This is a genomic window from Tardiphaga sp. (assembly GCF_028290495.1).
Taxonomy (GTDB): domain Bacteria; phylum Pseudomonadota; class Alphaproteobacteria; order Rhizobiales; family Xanthobacteraceae; genus Tardiphaga.
Genome location: NZ_JAQGJT010000020.1, coordinates 1 through 17,843 on the forward strand (window position 1 = coordinate 1; position 17,843 = coordinate 17,843).

Genomic DNA, 17,843 nt, shown 5'->3' on the forward strand with positions numbered 1-17,843 from the left:
GTGACGAGGCTGCGCGACAGCGATTCATAGACGACAAGACGGACCGAATTGGAGCCGATGTCGATCACCGCGACGCTCGGCGCGGGCCTGGCGACGCTGGGCGCGCGCTTGGGAAGGCGCGCTACCATGTCGCGGACTCCTTACGAGGACTGCTGGCGCTCGGCCTTGCGGGTGAGCCGGCGTGGCGAAGATTTCTCAAGCGACTGTCCACGGCCAGACAGACTCGGATTCGTCATAAAGTAATTGTGCAGGTTGAAGGGCTCCTCGCCCTTCGCGGCCTTCATACGCGTTGACGACCCGTCGGGCAACAACTGCCAGCTCTGCTCGGTGTCCTTGAGGTTGGCCACCATGATCTGCTCGACCACCTGTTGATGCACCGTCGGATTCTGCAGCGGGATCAGCACCTCGACGCGGCGGTCGAGGTTGCGCGGCATCATGTCGGCGGAGGAAATATATACCGCCGCCTTGGCGCTCGGCAGCCCGTGGCCCATGCCGAAGCAATAGACGCGGCCGTGTTCGAGGAAACGGCCGATGATCGATTTGACGCGGATGTGCTCCGACAGGCCGGGCACGCCGGGCCGCAGGCAGCAGATGCCGCGCACGACCAGCTCGACGGACACGCCGGCATTCGAGGCGTCATACAGCGCGTCGATAATGTCGGGATCGACCAGCGAGTTCATCTTCAGCCAGATCACGCCTACCTTGCCGGCGCGGGCAAAGGCGGCCTCGCCGCGGATGTGCTCGATCATCCGCTTGCGCAGCGTCAGCGGCGACACTGCCATCTTCTCGATGTCGGAGGGCTCGGCATAGCCGGTGATGTAGTTGAACACCCGCGCAGCATCGCGACCGATCACGGGGTCGGAGGTGAAATACGACAGGTCCGTGTAGATCCGTGCCGTCACCGGATGGTAGTTGCCGGTTCCGGTATGCACATAGGTGGCCAGCGTGCCGCCCTCGCGGCGCACCACCATCGACAGCTTGGCGTGGGTCTTCAATTCCAGGAAGCCGTAGACCACCTGGACGCCGGCGCGTTCGAGATCGCGCGCCCAGCGGATATTGGCCTCCTCGTCGAACCGCGCCCGCAATTCGACCAGCGCCGTGACCGACTTGCCGGCCTCGGCGGCTTCGACCAGCGTGCGCACGATCGGCGAGTTGTTCGAGGTGCGGTACAAGGTCTGCTTGATCGCCACCACGTCCGGGTCGCGCGCCGCCTGCTGCAGAAACTGGACGACAACGTCGAAGGATTCGTAGGGGTGGTGGACGACGAGATCCTTCTGCCGGATCGCGGCGAAGATGTCACCGCCGTGGTCCCTGACCCGCTCGGGGTGACGCGGCACATAGGGCACGAATTCAAGGTCGGGGCGGTCTAGGCGGGTCAGCTGCGACAGCTCGTTCATCGCCAGCACGCCATCGACCAGGATGATCTCGTCGTCGGACGTGGCCAGCGCGCGCTGCACGAAGGCGCGCAATTCGGCCGGCATGGTGGCCTCGATCTCGAGCCGGATCACCGACCCCCGGCGCCGCCGCTTCAGCGCGGACTCGAACAGCCGCACCAGATCCTCGGCCTCTTCTTCGACTTCCAGTTCGCTGTCGCGGATGATGCGGAACGCGCCCATCCCCTTGACCACGTAGCCCGGGAACAGCCGCCCGATGAACAGGCCGGTGGCCTGCTCCAGCGTTATCAGGCGAACCGAGCCATCCTTGCCGGGCGTCGGCAGCCGGATGAAACGGTCGATCTTGCCGGGCATGCGGATCAGCGCGTTCATCGGCCGGCCGTCGGAGACCCGCGCCAGCTGCAGCGCGATGGTGAAGCCGAGGCTGGGGATGAACGGGAACGGATGCGCTGGATCGATCGCCAGCGGCGTCAGCAGCGGAAAAATGTTGTGGAGGAAATGGTCCTCGATCCAGGCGCGCTCCGACTTGCTGGCGTCCTTGCCGTCGAGCAACACGATACCGACCTCGGCCAGCATGGAGCGCTGGTCACGCCAGATTGCCTGCTGGTCCTGGCCGAGTTTCGTGACGGCCTCGTTGATCAGCACCAGCTGTTCCGACGGCGTCAGCCCGTCGGGGCTGCGCTCGTTGATACCCTCGCGGACCTGCGCCTTGATGCCGGCGACGCGGACCATGAAGAATTCGTCGAGATTGTTGGCCGAGATCGACAGGAAGCGCACCCGCTCCAGCGCGGGGTGGCCGGGATTGACCGATTCCTCGAGAACGCGGCGGTTGAAATGCAGCCAGGACAGTTCGCGGTTGATGAAGCGCTCAGGCCCGGAGGCGACCACCGAAGCCAGTTCGACCGCGCCCTTTTTCTCTTCAATAACAATCTCTTGTTCGGAGTCCATCAGGTAGCGATCCATCTCGTTCAAGCAATGACGCAAAGCCGCAAATCTGCTGCGAACCATGTGCGAGCCGTGTGACGTCTGGATGACAGGATGAACCTGTGATGCCACGCGTCAAGCCGCGCCGTTGGTCGCAGGTTCCTGCATCTGGAGGGCTAAGTCACGCGCTGCGCAGCAGTTCCGCAGCCAAAGCGCGCGTCACCGGGCGACCGAGTCGCAACGCCTCAGTATCCAGCATTTCCACGGTCTGACGGGCTGCGGCAAAAGAGCGCTCGATCCGGCTGGCGAGGTAGCTGACCACGGATTCGTCGATGCTCATCTGACGGTCGGCGCAGAACTTCACGATCAGCGCGCGAAACAGCATGTCGTCGGGCGGCGTCAGTTGCACCACCGGCACCGCGCGCAGCCGCGAGCGCAGGTCGCGCAATTCGATCGGCAGCGCCACCGGCGCCACCCTCGCGGTGATCAGCACGTAGGCCTCGTCCTCCCGCGCCAGGTTCAACAGGTGGAACAGCGCGCGCTCGTCAAACGAACCGGCATTGAGGTCCTCGACCACCAGCGCCCCGGTGGCCAAAGCGGCCGGCACGTTGGCGGCAGTGAGCGCGTGCGCCATGGTCGAACGCGCACCGGCCACCTCGGCCCAGATCGTGGCCAGATGGCTCTTGCCGGAACCTTCCGGCCCGACCAGCAACATCACCCGGTTGGGCCAATCCGGCCAGCGCTCGACCAGCCCGAGGGCCTCGGCATTTGCCGGACCTTCGAGGAAGTTGTCGCGCGACAGGCTCTCGGCATGGGGCAGCGCGAGAGCAAGCTGACGGGGGGGTACGCGGGCAGACACGCCATCACTCCAAACCGGCAAAGCCGGCTCTGTTACAAGTCTCGTAAGATCTATTGACCGGGCTCGATGGTGCTCATGTGCCGCATCCACTCGACCAGATAGAAGGACACCGACAGCAACGTCAAGACGGTCACAAAACCCATTAAAATCAAATCGTAAGGAGATGATTTGAATCCAAATCCTAAGGCCGCCAACACCAATGCCGCAAATGCCACCTGGGCCACGGTGTTGAGCTTGGAGACCATCAGGGGCTTCATCGGCATCGGCTTGCCGAACAGCCATGACACCATCACGGCGCCGACGATCATGACGTCGCGGGACACGACCAGAATTACGATCCAGCGCGGCACCGCCCCCCAGATTCCCAGCGCGATATAGATCGACACCAGCAGCGCCTTGTCGGCGACCGGGTCGAGCAGCGCGCCGAGTTCGCTGGCCATATTGAACCGCTTGGCGAGGAAGCCATCGACGGCGTCGCTGATCCCCGCCACGACGAACAGCGCAAAGGCGATTTCCATCTGGTTCGAGGCAATCGCCCAGATGATGACCGGCACCAGCAGGATACGGCCGAGGGTAATGATGTTCGGTATACTCACGCGGGCTTCCCGGCTCCGGTCTGTTGGCAATCCGGGCAGAAGCTGCCCCGACCGGCTGATTGTTTACATAGTCCATGCGGACGCCGCTTGCGAGCCATTGCACGCGACCGGAATCCAACGTAACCAGCCGAAAATACGTCGCTTTGCTTAACGCCAGGAAACCGGCCATGACCGACACGAAAAAAGGCCTCACCTATGCGGATGCAGGCGTCGATATCGACGCCGGCAATCGCCTGGTCGATCTGATCAAGCCCATGGTGCGCGCCACCGCGCGCGCCGGAGCCGATGCCGAGATCGGCGGCTTCGGCGGATTGTTCGACCTCAAGGCCGCCGGGTTCAAGGATCCCGTGCTGGTCGCCGCCACCGACGGCGTCGGCACCAAGGTCAAGATCGCCATCGAGGCCGGCTTCCACCAGGGCATCGGCATCGACCTGGTCGCCATGTCGGTCAACGACCTCGTCGTGCAGGGCGCCGAGCCGCTGTTCTTCCTCGACTATTTTGCCTGCGGCAAGCTCGACCCGGAGGCCGCGGCCTCCATCGTTGCCGGCGTCGCCGAGGGCTGCCGCGAATCCGGTTGCGCGCTGATCGGTGGCGAGACCGCCGAGATGCCCGGCCTGTACAAGGACGGCGACTACGACCTCGCCGGCTTTTCGGTCGGCGCCGCCGAGCGCGGCACCCTGCTCCCGACCAAGGATATTGCCGCCGGCGACGTTGTGATCGGCATGGCCTCCTCCGGCGTGCACTCCAACGGCTTCTCGCTGGTCCGCAAGATCGTCGAGAAGACCGGGCTGGCCTGGACCGACCAGGCGCCGTTCGCGCCGTTCATGACGCTTGGCGCAGCCTTGCTGACGCCCACACGGCTCTATGTGAAATCCTGCCTGCGCGCGGTGCGCGAGACCGGCGCCGTCAAGGGCTACGCCCACATCACCGGCGGCGGCTTCACCGACAACATCCCGCGCGTGCTGCCGAAGGATCTCGGCGTTCGCATCGACCTCACCGCGCTGACCGTGCTGCCGGTGTTCAAGTGGCTGGCGGCGGAAGGCGACATCGCCGAGCTCGAACTGCTGCGCACGTTCAACTGCGGCGTCGGCATGATCGCCATCGTCAAGCGCGAGCAGGTCCAGCAGGTGCTGGATATCCTGCGCGAAGGCGGCGAAACCGTCAGCGTGCTGGGCAACGTCATTGCGACTGAAGGCGACGAGCGCGTCGTCTATGACGGCCATCTCGAACTCAAGCTGTGAGCCTGTGATGCGCCGCGTCGCCATCCTGATTTCCGGCCGCGGCTCGAACATGACCGCCCTCATCGACGCGGCGGCGGCCGACAGCTTCCCGGCCGAGATCGCGCTGGTGATCTCCAACCGACCTGACGCCCCCGGCCTCGCCACCGCGAAGGCGGCGGGCGTGGCAACGCTGGTGATCGAGAGCAAGCCGTTCGGACCCGACCGCGCCGGCTTCGAGACCGTGCTGCAGGCCGCCCTCGACGAGCACCACATCGAACTGATCTGCCTCGGCGGCTTCATGCGGCTGTTCACGGCGGAATTCGTGCGGCGCTGGTATGGCCGGATGCTGAACATCCACCCCTCGCTGCTGCCGTCGTTCCCGGGCCTCGACCCGCACGGCCAGGCGCTGCGCGCCGGCGTGAAGATCTCCGGCGCCACCGTGCATTTCGTGATCCCGGAAACCGATGCCGGTCCGATCGTGATGCAAGGCGCCGTCCCGGTCGCCGACGACGACACGCCGGACACCCTGGCCGCGCGCGTACTGGCGATCGAGCACAAGATCTATCCGCAGGCCCTGCGTCTGCTGGCCACCGACGGCGTCCGCATCGAAGGCGATGTCTGCCGGACCAGCGCCGGCGGCGCCCCGTGCGACGACCTGATCTCCCCGACCCTCATCTAGCAAGGAAACAAAACATGGCGGACGCCGATCTGGATGTCGTCATCCGGCAAATTGCCAAGCAGCAGAACAAAACCGTTGTGGCCGCCGCGAAGAAGCGCCGCGATCACTATCTCGCGCTGGCTGCCAAGGCCGCCGACGCCGGCAAGAAGGCCCGCTTCAGGCAGTTGGCCAAGGACGCCCTGGAGCACGGCACGTTTGCCGCCCGCCGCCTGCTGACCTCCGCAGACAACGCCGCCGACAGCTATGCGCGCGCGATGCGCATGGCGGTGGAGGCGCCGGTGGCGACGCCGCCGGCACCGGCGAAAAAGACTCCGGCCGCCAAGAAGGCTCCGGCCAGGAAGGCCGCGCCCGCCAAGAAGCCCGCGAAGCCGAAAAAGAAAAAGGCCTGAGCGTTTCAGACAAGGAAAGCCCGGCCGCGCATCGCGCGGCCGGGCTTTCCTTGTTGCGCTGACGTTGAGGAACGCTTGCCAACGAGGAAAGGACGCCAGCGCCCTCTCCTCGTGCGCGCTGAGCTTTAAACCGCTTGCTCGACCTCAGCCGTCTGGCTGCGGCGACGCCACAGCGTGCCGATGGCCAGCACGACCGCGACGCCCACCAGACCGCAAACTATCTCGCCACCGTGGCCGCCATTGGCGAAGCGGATGGAGGTGCCGAGCTTGGTCATCAGGCCGTCGAGGCCCACGCCTGCAGAACCGTTGAACATGGCGTGTATCCACGGCAGCACCGCGGGATCGGTGGCGATGACCTCGCCGGCGACCCAGCCGAGCAAGGCCGCACCGAGCCAGACCAGAACCGGCAGCTTGGTCAGCAGCGCCATGATCAGCGCGGCGCCGGCCACGATCAGCGGCACGCTGATGGCGAGGCCAAGGATCAACAGCGGCACGCTGCCATTGGCGGCGGCAGCCACCGCAATGACGTTGTCGAGGCTCATCACGATGTCGGCGACGACCACGATCTGCACCGCAGCCCACAGATGCGAGGCGGCGTGTACGCCGTCCTCTTCTTCCTTCTCGGGAACCAGCAGCTTGGCGGCGATGACGATCAGAGCGAGCCCGCCGATCAGCTTCAGATACGGCAGTTCCATCAAGGTGGCGACGATGCCGGTAAAGATGATGCGCAGGATCACTGCAGCGGCAGCGCCAAGGATCATGCCCCACAGCCGCTGCTTGGGCTGCAGGCCGCGACACGCCATGGCGATCACCAGCGCGTTGTCGCCGGACAACAGGATGTTGATCCAGATGATCTTGCCGACGGCGAGCCAGAACGCCGGCTGCTGCATTTCGAGTTCAAATTGAACGAACAGCGACTTGATCGTCGCGGGATCCAAGATATGCAGCAACCAGTCCACAGCGCGCCCCCGTTGATTTTTGTAATTTAACTAATGGTCCGGTCATTGCCGGTTATCGAGAGAGCCGGTTGCGGCGCATTGCCGCGGCCGCAACCGGCAATCGGCTTTAGCCGACGATCTCGTTGCCGGAGAAGAACTGCGCGATCTCGATCGCGGCGGTCTCCACCGCGTCCGAACCATGCACCGAGTTCTCACCGATCGACTTGGCGTGCGCCTTGCGGATGGTGCCTTCGGCGGCCTTCGACGGGTCGGTCGCGCCCATCACGTCACGGTGCTTGAGGACGGCGCCTTCGCCTTCCAGAACCTGCACGACGACCGGGCCGGAGATCATGAAATCGACCAACTCGCCGAAGAACGGACGTGCGCTGTGCACGGCGTAGAAGGTCTCGGCCTGCTTGCGGGTCATCAGAATGCGCTTCTGGGCGACGATGCGCAGGCCGGCCTTTTCGATGATGGCGTTAATCGCGCCGGTCAGGTTACGCTCGGTCGCGTCGGGCTTCAGAATCGAAAAGGTACGCTCGATAGCCATGATTTATCCTTGAAAACGCTCGTGGGATGATGGCCGGGCTTATATCGACGCACCGGCGGCACGGCAAGCGATCAGACCAAATGCCGTAGAATACCTACCCGGGATGGCCGCGGGCCGTGTTTCATGATTTTTTGACTCATCTGCGTTGCAATCGGGAAATCGCGAAACAATTCCGACGATCCAGACTTGCCTAAACAGCTCAACTACCGAGCGCACGAAGCGGAACACCGATGCAAGAACGAATCTACGACGACGAGCCGTCGATCGATCGCGTAACCAGCGCCTCCATCTGTACGGCGATCGGCCAGCGGCTGCGCCGGAACCTGACGCTGGAGGCAACCGAACTGCCCTCGCACCTGCAGGCCCTGCTCGACGAGATGCAGCGCCAGGATAGCGACAACGCCGCCAGCGTATAACGCCCTTTTGTGCGGTTTCGCGGCCCTCCCCGCCACAATCGGCTTGCCTTTGTGCGCTGCAGCGGTGACAACCCCGCATGCTTTCAATCACAGACATTTCGATCCGGATCGCCGGCCGCCTCCTCATTGATGAGGGTTCCGCGCAGATTACGCCGGGTTCCCGGGTAGGCTTCGTCGGCCGCAACGGCGTCGGCAAATCGACGCTGTTCCATGCCATTCGCGGCGAGCTGCCGCTGGAAACCGGCAGTATCTCGATCCCGCCGCGCTGGCGCATCGGCAGCCTCGCCCAGGAAGCCCCGGACGGCCCGCCGAGCCTGATCTCGGTGGTGCTGAAGGCCGATCTTGAGCGCGCCTCCCTGCTGGAAGAAGCCGAAACGGCCACCGATCCCGACCGGATCGCCGAAATCCAGACCCGGCTTGTCGATATCGACGCGCATTCGGCGCCGTCGCGCGCCGCCGCCATTCTCAGCGGCCTCGGCTTCTCGACCGCCGACCAGGAACGTTCCTGCTCGGAGTTCTCCGGCGGCTGGCGGATGCGCGTGGCGCTCGCCGCGACCCTGTTCTCGGCCCCCGACCTGCTGCTGCTGGACGAGCCGACCAACTATCTCGATCTCGAGGGCACGCTGTGTCTCGAGGACCATCTCGCCAATTATCCGCGCACCGTCATCGTCATCAGCCATGACCGCGACCTGCTCGACACCTCGGTCGACCAGATCCTGCATCTCGACCGCGGCAAGCTGGTGCACTATCGCGGCACCTATTCGGCCTATGAGGAATTCCGCGCCAACAAGGAAATGCTCGACGCCAAGAACGTCAAGCGCCAGGAGGCCGAGCGCGCCCGACTGCAATCCTTCGTCGATCGCTTCAAGGCCACCGCATCGAAGGCCCGGCAGGCGCAGTCCCGCGTCAAGATGCTGGAGCGGATGAAGCCGATCTCGGCGCTGGTTAACCAGGACGTCCGCGAGATCGTGTTCCCCGCGCCGGAGAAGATCCTGTCGCCGCCGATCCTCGCGGTGGACAACGTCTCGGTCGGTTACGATCCCGCCCACCCCGTGCTCAACAAGGTCACGCTGCGGATCGATACCGCGGATCGCATCGCCCTGCTCGGCTCCAACGGCAACGGCAAATCGACGCTGGTCAAACTGCTGGCCAACAAGCTGGCGCCGTTCTCCGGCTCGATCACCCGCGCCGAAAAACTTTCGATCGCCTATTTCGCCCAGCATCAGCTCGACGAGCTGGTGATGGACGCCTCGCCCTATGATCACGTCCGCAAGCTGATGCCGGATGCCCATGAGAGCAAGGTTCGCGCCCGCGTGGGCTCGATCGGCTTCTCCGGCAAGGCCGGCGACACGAAGGTGAGCAGCCTGTCTGGCGGCGAGAAAGCGCGCCTGCTGCTCGGGCTTGCCACCTTCTTCGGCCCCAACATGATCATCCTCGACGAGCCGACCAACCATCTCGATATCGACAGCCGCGCGGCGCTGGCCGAGGCGATCAACGAATATCCCGGCGCCGTCATCATGGTCTCGCATGACCGCTACCTGATCGAGGCCTGCGCCGATCAGTTGTGGATCGTCGCCGACAAGACCGTCACCAATTTCGACGGCGACCTCAACGACTACCGCCGCATCGTGATGCAGCAGCGCGGCATGCGCGCCAGCTCACGCGATCGCGCCGCCACCGCCAGCAGCACCAACAGCCGCGACAAGGGCGCACCGAAGGTCAAGGAAAAGAAGGTGCCGCTGAAGCAGCGCGTTGCCGAAGCCGAGACCGAAATGACCCGCATCAACGGCATCATCGCCAAGATCGATACCGCTTTGGCGACGCCCGGCCTGTTCAAGAAAGACCCCAAGCAGGCGGCCCAGCTCAGCAAGGCCCGCACCGGCGCCGCCGCAGCACTGGCCCGCGCCGAAGAGCAGTGGCTCACGGCGAGCTCGCAATACGAGAACAGCTAAGGCTGCTCTCTCGTTTCCCGGATGCGGTGCGGCATTCTCAGGCGATGCACTTGTATCGCCGCTATGCCGCTCCGCAGATCCGGCATCAGGCCTGATCCACCATCGCTACGCAATCGACCTCAACGTCGAACGGACCGGGCCATGACGGCACGTGCAGAAAAATACGGGCAGTCCCGTGAGCCTCGAAGTAGCGCGCAAACACCGCATTAAACCGGGCGAAATGCGACGGATCTGGCGTGCAGTACACATTGCACTTCACCACCTGCGCCAGCGATGAGCCAGCGGCTGCCAGACACTGCCTCATCTGATTCAGGACAATCTCCACCTGGCGCTCGAACGGCACCCGCTTGACCTCGCCGGTGTCGGGATCGAATGGCGGCAGGCCTGACAGGTAAACGAACCCGTTGGCGACAACGGCGGGATGGATTCAACCGGTGCCACGGCGTTCCAGGTAAGTTGAAATCGGTTCGACACGAATATGTTTCATGGGAGCCTCGCTGGACGTGAGACGCTCACCCTACGGCGTTATCCGGCCGGCATGGTTCGGTCGATACCGAACTGTCACAACTTGCCGGCGACGTACCGCGCAAGATAGGCTTCGACCATGGTCGCAGCAGCAAACATGGTCGAAATCGCGGCACTCGTCGGCGATACCGCGCGTGCAACGATGCTCGCTGCACTGATGGGCGGACAGGCGCTGACCAGCAGTGAACTGGCAGCGCTGGCGCATATATCGCGGCCGACCGCGAGCGGCCACCTCGGGAAACTGGTCGCGGCGCGTTTGCTGGCGGTCACTCAAGAACGTCGCCACCGCTACTACCGGATCGCATCGCCGCTCGTGGCGCGCATGCTGGAAAGCATCAAGGCGGTCGCCGCGATCGAGGTGCCCGCGCGTTATCGGCCACGCTCAATACAGGGCGACGCGCTGCGCTTCGCTCGCACCTGCTACGATCATCTCGCAGGCCAGCTAGGCGTCTCGATCGCCGACGCACTGGTGGCGCAAGGTTTCATCTTGCTGAGCGAGGACGGCGGCGAAGTCACGACGGCTGGCGCGACATTCCTGACCGCATTCGGCGCGGAATTCGTGGTGAAATCAGGCAGCCGGCGCGTGTTCTGCCGCGCCTGTCTCGACTGGAGCGAGCGGCGCTATCATGTTGCCGGTCTGGTCGGCTCGGAGATCTGGCGCCGCTGCGTCGAACTGGGCTGGGTCGTGCGACCACGCGACAGCCGCGCTGTCGGCGTCACCGCGGCGGGCCGGCGCGGCTTCCGCGAGACACTTGGTGTCACGCTGGATTTCGAGTGTCAGCCGTGCGTTACGTCGCCGCGCGCTTCTTCGTCTTCGGCTTTGCCGCGCGCGGCACAGGTGCTGCTTCGGGGCCGCGTTCGACCATCGTCAGACGGCCGGCGGTGAAGGTGTAGATGCCGGCGCGGTCGCCGCGCGCATAGGTCAGCACCGCGACACGGTCGCCGCGCGGGTTGTTGGATAGGGAAACGTTGTCGGGATTGCCGGCGCTGCGCGCGACATCGCATTCGGTGTGGCCGAGCGCGACGGAGCCACCGGACGTCGGCGCAGCGCCGCCATCGGCCAGCGCATTGGGGCCCGGCGCCATGCCGGGGCAACTGCCGTCAGCGCCGATCAGGTCGGCCGGGGTGACCGTCCTGTCCGGGGTCAGCGGCGGGGTTTCGATCGACACGTTCTTGATGAACGTCCGGCCCGGCTTTGAAAACCAGTTGGCGTCCTTGGACAGCAGGTCCGTCTGAAACATCTCGCCGCCCATGCCCGCGCAACCCGCCAGCAAGGGGGCCGCGCAAAATAGCGCCAGCAACGAAGTCCGATAACGCTTGTCTAGTCGCACGATCAACTCATCCCCACCCGGCACGCGGCGTAAGCTCCCGTAGCACCACTGATTTGCGGCACCACCATGACATCGGGGCTATCGCCCCGGCAAAAGGCAGATTTATCGTAAACGGGCGGTATTCGCCAGCGCGCCGGCTAGTTCTTCTTCTGCCAGCGGCCGCGCTCGTCGGTCTGCCAGTAGGTGGCGGCAAAGCCCCTCGCCTTGCAATCGGTCCAGGCAGCGCGAGCCACCGCCAGAGCCTCGCCGTCGTCGCCGTTGAACACCAGCACCATGCGTTCATAGCCCTCGGCGTCCGCCGGCAGCGTGGCATTATCGACCAGGAACCGGACCTGCGCGCCGTTCGGATTGTCAGCCTCGATCGCGAGCAGGATCGGCTGTTCGGCGGCGTTCTCCACCCGCCAAGTGGCGTGCGGCAGGAAGGAGTCCTCGGTATAGGTCCACAGATGCGCGTCCAGCGCATCTGCCCGGTCCTCCGAGGTCGACTGGACGACAACCCGCCAGCCGCGCGCGAGAGACTTCTCGAGCAGCGGCGGCAGCACCTCTTCCAGCGACTTGTTCTGCAGGTGATAGAACAGGACCTCGGTCATTGCCGCGGCCTCCTCCGTCGCGCGCTACTTCTTCGCCTCGTAATAGTCCGACACCAGCCGGTCCAGCAGGCGGACGCCGTAGCCCGAACCCCAGCTCTGGTTGATCTCGGTCTTCGGCGCGCCCATCGCGGTGCCGGCGATATCGAGATGCGCCCACGGCGTATCGCCGACGAAGCGCTGCAGGAACTGCGCCGCGGTGATCGAGCCGCCGTTGCGCGCGCCGGCGTTCTTCATGTCGGCGAACTGCGAGTCCATCATCTTGTCGTATTCCGGACCCATCGGCAGCCGCCATACCTTCTCGCCGGTGGCCTGGCCGACCGCATAAAGCCGTTCCGACAATTCGTCATTGTTGGAGAACAGTCCGGCATGTTCGGTGCCGAGCGCGACCAGGATCGCGCCGGTCAGCGTCGCCAGATCGACCATGAACTTCGGCTTGAACTTCTCCTTCACATACCAAAGCACGTCGGCCAGCACGAGGCGGCCTTCGGCGTCGGTATTGATGATCTCGATGGTCTGGCCGGACATCGAGGTCACGATGTCGCCCGGACGCTGTGCGTTGCCGTCGGGCATGTTCTCGACGATGCCGATCGCGCCGACCACGTTGAGCCTGGCCTTGCGGCCGGCCAGCGCATGCATCAGGCCGACGACGCAAGCCGCCCCGCCCATGTCGCCCTTCATCTCTTCCATGCTGCCGGACGGCTTGATGGAAATGCCGCCGGTGTCGAAGGTGACGCCCTTGCCGACGAAGGCAACGGGCTGTTCGCCCTTCTTGCCGCCGTTCCAGCGCATGATCACCATGCGGCCGGGCTGCGTCGAACCTTGCGACACGCCGAGCAGCGCGCCCATGCCGAGTTTCTCCATCGCCTTGATGTCGAGCACCTCGACGACGACGCCGAGCTTCTTCAACTCGGACGCGCGGCGCGCGAACTCGACGGGGAACAGCACGTTCGGCGGCTCGTTGACAAGATCGCGCGCCAGAATCACGCCGTCGACGATGTGGCCGTCGGGCGCGAACGCCTTCTTGGCGGCAGCGACGTCATCCACTGCGATCGAGACCGCCACGCTGGCATTGGTGTCGTCGTCATCCTTCTTCTTGGTCTTGTAGCGATCGAAGGCGTAAGCGCGCAGCAGCACGCCGGACGCGACCGAGGCCGCCTGCCCGGCGGTCATCGCGCCGGACGGCAGTTCGGCCATCACCGTGACCGCCTCGGCGCCGCGGATCTTGCCGGCCAGCACGCCGCCGAACTTGAGCACGTCGCTTTCCTTGATATCGGCCGCCTTGCCGGTACCGACCACGATCAGCCGGCCAGCCTTGAGGCCTTCCGGCGCAAGAATATCGAGGGTGGAGGCGCCCTTGCCCTTGAATTTGGAGGCGGCGGCGGCGCGCTTGACGACCGCAGCGGTGTCGCCCAGCGCCTTGGAGGTGGCGGCGCCGAACTTCATCGCTTCGTCGCAGAACACCACCAGGATGCCGCGCGCGGCGGCGGAAAACGGAACGAAACCGACCTTGACGGCGTCGGGCATGGGGAATCCTCCAGAGATCAGGGCGGTCGCGCGATCGGAAGACAGAATCCGGTCGGTACGGCGGGCACTGTTTTGTTGTCGCCACAGCGCAAGCCGTCAAGGCCGCTTCTCCAGCACGCGCTGCCCGGCCGATAGTTTTCTCGTGTGCGGGGCAGCGAATCTCCGGGACGCAGGACATCCACGGGACGCATTCGGTGGCCCGGCACGTTGCCGCCCTGATTGCGGCGCGCGGTCCGGTTTCCGCCCTCGCCGCCCCCTTGAACGGCGTGGCTCCCGCAACACAGAAACGATTTATTAACGCTGTCCTTGGGTGGGCCACCGCGCGGCCATTTTGTTGACCAATCAAGGAGATGGTAAGAGACAGTGTAATTGGGCCTGAGGCGGCCGCGTGACCCCGGGGGTCTCCTTGAACGGGGATGGGGACAAGCGGGCAGCTTGCAGGTCGGCGACGGGGAACGTTCGGACCGATGGGGTCGATCGACAGGTACATCTTCAAGACGACGCTGGCGTCGTTTGCACTGGTTCTGGTCAGCCTGACGGGCGTGATCTGGATCACGCAGGCGTTGCGCGGCATCGATCTGATGACGAGCCAGGGTCAGACCATCCTGACGTTTTTGGGCGTCACCAGCCTGGCGATTCCCGTCTTGGTGCTGATCATTGCCCCGATCGCGCTGATGATCGCGGTGTCCCACACCCTCACCAAGCTCGCTACCGATTCGGAAATCATCGTGATGAACGCCGCCGGGCTGTCGCCGCTGCGGCTGTTCCGGCCTTTCCTGTTCGCCACGATCGTCGTCGCCCTGATGGTCGCCTTCATCGGCTCCTACCTTGCGCCCGACGGCATGCGCCGGTTGAAGCGCTGGGACGCCGAGATCACCGCCGACGTTTTGTCCAACATTCTGCAGCCCGGTCGCTTTGCCCAACTCGACCAGAACCTCACGATCCGGATTCGCGAGCGCCAGCCCGGCGGGCTCCTGGTCGGCATCTTCGTCGACGACCGCCGCGATCCCAAGGAGCGCGTCACCATCATTGCCGACCACGGCACCGTGATGAAGAACGGCGACGGCTCGTTCCTGATCCTCGAGGACGGCAATCTCGAGCGCTTCGAAATCGGCAAGAAGGATCCGGCGATGGTGGCGTTCGGCCGCTACGCCTTCGACATGTCGAAGTTCTCGAACCGCGGCAAGGACGTCACCTACGGCATTCGCGAGCGTTATTTGTGGGAACTGATGTGGCCGCCGGCCAATGATGCCGTCTATGCGCAGATGCCCGGCCAGTTCAACGCCGAGCTGCATGACCGCTTCATGGCGCCGCTCTACCCGTTCGCCTTCGCCTGCGTCACCTTCGCCTTCCTCGGTTCGCCGCGCACCACACGACAGAGCCGCAACTTCTCGATGGGCTCGTCGATCGCGGCAGTGTTCGGCCTGCGCATGGCCGGCTTTGCGCTGTCCGTGATGGCCGCCAAGACGGCCAACGCGGCCTTGCTGCAATACGCGATGCTGGCGATCACGATCGCCGTCAGCTACTGGATCATTGCCAGCAGCGTCGTCATCGAGCCCCCGGCCGGACTGATGGAGGCGATCAACCGCTCCAATGCGCGGCTGCTGCGCTGGTCGCGCCTCGGTCGGAGGCCTGTCGCCACATGAGCATGGTCACCAACACCATCGGCAGGTATTTCGCGGGCCGCTTTCTGGTTGCCGCGGTCGGCGTGTTCCTCAGCATTTTCATGCTGCTGGTGCTGGTCGATTACATCGAGATGGTCCGGCGCACCTCGGGCCTCCCCTCGGTGTCCGCCCTCACGGTGGCGCTGACGTCGCTATACCGGGTGCCGCAACTGCTCGAAAAGATGATGCCGTTCTGCATCCTGATCGGCGCGATGACCTGCTATCTCGCTCTGTCGCGCCGGCTCGAACTGGTGGTGGCGCGCGCCGCCGGCGTCTCGGCCTGGCAGTTTATCTCGCCGGCGCTGGTCAGCGCACTGGTGCTCGGCGCGCTGGCGACGGTGGCGTACAATCCGATGTCGGCCAATCTGCGCGAATTGTCGAAGAAGATGGAAGCGGAGATGTTCGGCGATACGCCGGGCGGCGGCGTGCAGGACGCCAACGGGTTCTGGATCAACCAGGTCAACAGCGAAGGCCAAGCCATCATCAACGCCGCCCGCTCCGAGCAGCAAGGCATCCGTCTCACCGGGCTGACGGTGTTCCGCTTCGCCCCCGATTTCACCTTCCTGGAACGCATCGAAGCCCGCGAGGCGACACTCGAGCTTGGCCGCTGGCTGTTCAAGGGCGTCCGGCGCTATACCCTCGATTCGCAGGCGACCGACCAGGACAGCATGTATCTGGCCACCTCGCTGACCCCGCTGCAGGTCCGAAATAGTTTTTCGACCCCCGAAACCGTGTCATTTTGGCAACTTCCTTCGTATATCAAGTCGTCGGAGAGTTCTGGATTCGCAACCGCAGGTTATCGGCTCCAGTATCACAAGCTCATCGCACAGCCGTTTTTGCTGGTTGCAATGGTCATGTTGGCGGCGTCGGTGAGCTTGCGGTTCTTCCGCATGGGCGGCGTCCAGAAGATGGTTTTGAGTGGCGTGGGCGCGGGCTTTCTGCTCTACGTTTTGTCTAAGGTGACCGAAGATTTGAGCAAGGCCGAGTTGATGCATCCGATAGCCGCCGCGTGGCTGCCCGTCTGTGTGGGCGGCCTCACCGGCTTTTTAGCCTTGTTGTACCAGGAGGACGGGTAGTGGCCGTTATCGCCGCCCTCCAAGGACGAGCGTTGAAATCCGGATCGCGCAGGACCCTGCGCGGCAAACGATCTCGCACGCCTGCCCTTTTGGCCTCCATTTTCACGAGTTGGGGCCTGCTGGCCGCGCTTGACGGCGCGGTAACGCCGGCTGCTGCCCAGGGTTTCACCTACAATCAGCCGCACATCCGGCCGAAGCCCGCCCCGGTCGCCCAGACCGGGCAGATGCTCGTCCAGGCGGTCGAGGTCGATTACGATTACAACAATTCCCGGATCTCCGCGGTCGGCTCCGTGCAGATGTTCTACAATGGCACCACGGTCGAGGCCGACAAGGTCGTCTACGATCAGAAGACCAAGCGTCTGCACGCCGAAGGCAATGTCCGGATGACGGACGCCGACGGCAAGATCACCTATGCCAACCTGCTCGACCTGTCAGACGATTACCGCGACGGCTTCGTCGACTCGTTGCGCGTTGACACCGCCGACGCCACCCGCATGGCCGCGACCCGCGCCGAGCGCACCGCCGGCAACTACACCGTGTTCCAGAACGGCGTCTACACCGCCTGCGCGGCGTGCAAGGACGATCCGAAGAAGCCGCCGCTGTGGCAGGTCAAGGGTGCCCGCATCATCCACGACCAGACCGACAAGATGCTGTACTTCGAGAACGCACAGCTCGAGTTCTTCGGCGTGCCGATGGCGTATCTGCCCTATTTCTCGACGCCCGATCCCACCGTGAAGCGCAAGACCGGCTTCCTGATGCCGATCTACACGACGGTTTCGACCTACGGCTTCGGCGTTGAAACCCCGTTCTACTGGGCGATCGCGCCGGACTATGACGCGACCTTCAGCCCGCGCATCACGAGCCGGCAAGGCGTGCTGTTCCAGAGCGAATTCCGCCAGCGCCTGATCAACGGCTCGTACCAGATCCGCGCCTATGGCATCGATCAGCTCGACCCCGGAGCGTTCGTCGGCCAGCCCGGCGACCGCCAGTTCCGCGGCGGCGTCGAAACCAAGGGCCAGTTCGCGCTGAACGACAAATGGACCTGGGGCTGGGACGGCGTGCTGCTGTCGGACTACTATTTCATGTCCGACTATCGCCTCGCCCAGTACAAGGATCCGCTCGGATCGTTCCTGAGCTTGCCGACGGAAGCGATCTCGCAGCTTTACCTGACCGGCGTCGGCAATCGCAGCTTCTTCGACGCGCGCACGATCTATTA

General features: G+C 64.5%; 18 protein-coding genes. 9 read left to right on the forward strand and 9 right to left on the reverse strand.

Annotated elements, in window-relative coordinates; translation table 11 throughout:
* Nucleotides 1-140: 140 nt before the first annotated feature.
* From JWQ24_RS03255 to JWQ24_RS03265, 3 genes are all read right to left on the reverse strand, one after another.
* The gene (locus tag JWQ24_RS03255; RefSeq protein ID WP_299804299.1) at nucleotides 141-2,342 is read right to left on the reverse strand and encodes an RNA degradosome polyphosphate kinase; all 2,202 of its coding nucleotides are present in this window, start codon (nucleotides 2,340-2,342) and stop codon (nucleotides 141-143) included.
* A gap of 157 nt (nucleotides 2,343-2,499) precedes the next feature.
* Nucleotides 2,500-3,177 (reverse strand): DnaA/Hda family protein, encoded by a 678-nt coding sequence (locus tag JWQ24_RS03260; protein WP_299804301.1) that lies wholly within the window; start codon nucleotides 3,175-3,177, stop codon nucleotides 2,500-2,502.
* Between the two features lie 50 nt (nucleotides 3,178-3,227).
* Nucleotides 3,228-3,773 (reverse strand): CDP-alcohol phosphatidyltransferase family protein, encoded by a 546-nt coding sequence (locus tag JWQ24_RS03265; protein ID WP_299804304.1) that lies wholly within the window; start codon nucleotides 3,771-3,773, stop codon nucleotides 3,228-3,230.
* Between the two features lie 167 nt (nucleotides 3,774-3,940).
* On the opposite strand from JWQ24_RS03265, the gene purM reads away from it, so the two are divergent.
* From purM to JWQ24_RS03280, 3 genes are read left to right on the forward strand one after another with little or no spacing between them, the layout of a single operon-like run.
* Entirely contained in the window at nucleotides 3,941-5,014 is a 1,074-nt protein-coding gene (gene purM, locus JWQ24_RS03270; RefSeq protein ID WP_299804307.1) for a phosphoribosylformylglycinamidine cyclo-ligase, read from the forward strand.
* Between the two features lie 7 nt (nucleotides 5,015-5,021).
* The gene (gene purN, locus JWQ24_RS03275) at nucleotides 5,022-5,672 is read left to right on the forward strand and encodes a phosphoribosylglycinamide formyltransferase (protein ID WP_299804309.1); all 651 of its coding nucleotides are present in this window, start codon (nucleotides 5,022-5,024) and stop codon (nucleotides 5,670-5,672) included.
* Between the two features lie 14 nt (nucleotides 5,673-5,686).
* Entirely contained in the window at nucleotides 5,687-6,061 is a 375-nt protein-coding gene (locus JWQ24_RS03280) for a hypothetical protein (protein ID WP_299804311.1), read from the forward strand.
* A 125-nt stretch (nucleotides 6,062-6,186) separates the two neighbouring features.
* On the opposite strand, the gene JWQ24_RS03285 is transcribed toward JWQ24_RS03280, so the two are convergent.
* Nucleotides 6,187-7,020, reverse strand: coding sequence for a TerC family protein (locus tag JWQ24_RS03285; RefSeq protein WP_299804313.1), 834 nt, complete (start codon nucleotides 7,018-7,020; stop codon nucleotides 6,187-6,189).
* 106 nt (nucleotides 7,021-7,126) lie between these two features.
* The gene (gene ndk / locus JWQ24_RS03290) at nucleotides 7,127-7,549 is read right to left on the reverse strand and encodes a nucleoside-diphosphate kinase (protein ID WP_299804315.1); all 423 of its coding nucleotides are present in this window, start codon (nucleotides 7,547-7,549) and stop codon (nucleotides 7,127-7,129) included.
* 230 nt (nucleotides 7,550-7,779) lie between these two features.
* Here ndk and JWQ24_RS03295 point away from each other — a divergent pair, with 230 nt between their 5' ends.
* Both JWQ24_RS03295 and JWQ24_RS03300 read left to right on the forward strand, forming a co-directional pair.
* Complete coding sequence (locus tag JWQ24_RS03295; protein WP_299804318.1) at nucleotides 7,780-7,965, forward strand: hypothetical protein; 186 nt, start codon at nucleotides 7,780-7,782, stop codon at nucleotides 7,963-7,965.
* A 77-nt stretch (nucleotides 7,966-8,042) separates the two neighbouring features.
* Nucleotides 8,043-9,917 carry an ABC-F family ATP-binding cassette domain-containing protein gene (locus JWQ24_RS03300; protein WP_299804320.1) on the forward strand — a complete coding sequence of 625 codons (1,875 nt, stop codon included), beginning with the start codon at nucleotides 8,043-8,045 and terminating at the stop codon, nucleotides 9,915-9,917.
* A gap of 85 nt (nucleotides 9,918-10,002) precedes the next feature.
* Here the strand turns inward: JWQ24_RS03300 and JWQ24_RS03305 are convergent, their stop codons facing one another.
* Nucleotides 10,003-10,344: a RidA family protein gene (locus JWQ24_RS03305; RefSeq protein ID WP_299804336.1), complete on the reverse strand. Its 342-nt coding sequence runs from the start codon at nucleotides 10,342-10,344 to the stop codon at nucleotides 10,003-10,005.
* A 177-nt stretch (nucleotides 10,345-10,521) separates the two neighbouring features.
* Here JWQ24_RS03305 and JWQ24_RS03310 point away from each other — a divergent pair, with 177 nt between their 5' ends.
* Nucleotides 10,522-11,328, forward strand: coding sequence for a helix-turn-helix transcriptional regulator (locus tag JWQ24_RS03310; RefSeq protein WP_299804323.1), 807 nt, complete (start codon nucleotides 10,522-10,524; stop codon nucleotides 11,326-11,328).
* On the opposite strand, the gene JWQ24_RS03315 is transcribed toward JWQ24_RS03310, so the two are convergent.
* The 3 genes from JWQ24_RS03315 to JWQ24_RS03325 form a co-directional block, all read right to left on the reverse strand.
* Nucleotides 11,231-11,695 (reverse strand): hypothetical protein, encoded by a 465-nt coding sequence (locus JWQ24_RS03315; RefSeq protein WP_299804338.1) that lies wholly within the window; start codon nucleotides 11,693-11,695, stop codon nucleotides 11,231-11,233. The two genes, JWQ24_RS03310 and JWQ24_RS03315, sit on opposite strands and share 98 nt — an antisense overlap.
* Before the next feature lie 215 nt (nucleotides 11,696-11,910).
* Complete coding sequence (locus tag JWQ24_RS03320) at nucleotides 11,911-12,363, reverse strand: DNA polymerase III subunit chi (protein ID WP_299804326.1); 453 nt, start codon at nucleotides 12,361-12,363, stop codon at nucleotides 11,911-11,913.
* A gap of 24 nt (nucleotides 12,364-12,387) precedes the next feature.
* Nucleotides 12,388-13,887, reverse strand: a complete 1,500-nt coding sequence (locus tag JWQ24_RS03325; RefSeq protein ID WP_299804329.1) for a leucyl aminopeptidase — start codon at nucleotides 13,885-13,887, stop codon at nucleotides 12,388-12,390.
* Nucleotides 13,888-14,354: 467 nt separating this feature from the next.
* Between JWQ24_RS03325 and lptF the strand changes: the two genes are divergently transcribed.
* The 3 genes from lptF to lptD all read left to right on the forward strand — a co-directional run.
* Nucleotides 14,355-15,533, forward strand: coding sequence for an LPS export ABC transporter permease LptF (gene lptF, locus JWQ24_RS03330; protein ID WP_299804332.1), 1,179 nt, complete (start codon nucleotides 14,355-14,357; stop codon nucleotides 15,531-15,533).
* On the forward strand, nucleotides 15,530-16,627 hold the full coding sequence (lptG, locus tag JWQ24_RS03335) for an LPS export ABC transporter permease LptG (protein WP_299804334.1): 1,098 nt from the start codon (nucleotides 15,530-15,532) through the stop codon (nucleotides 16,625-16,627). The genes lptF and lptG overlap by 4 nt, the downstream gene beginning before the upstream one ends.
* Before the next feature lie 32 nt (nucleotides 16,628-16,659).
* A partial coding sequence (lptD, locus tag JWQ24_RS03340; protein WP_299804340.1) for an LPS assembly protein LptD occupies nucleotides 16,660-17,843 on the forward strand: 1,184 nt, incomplete at its 3' end.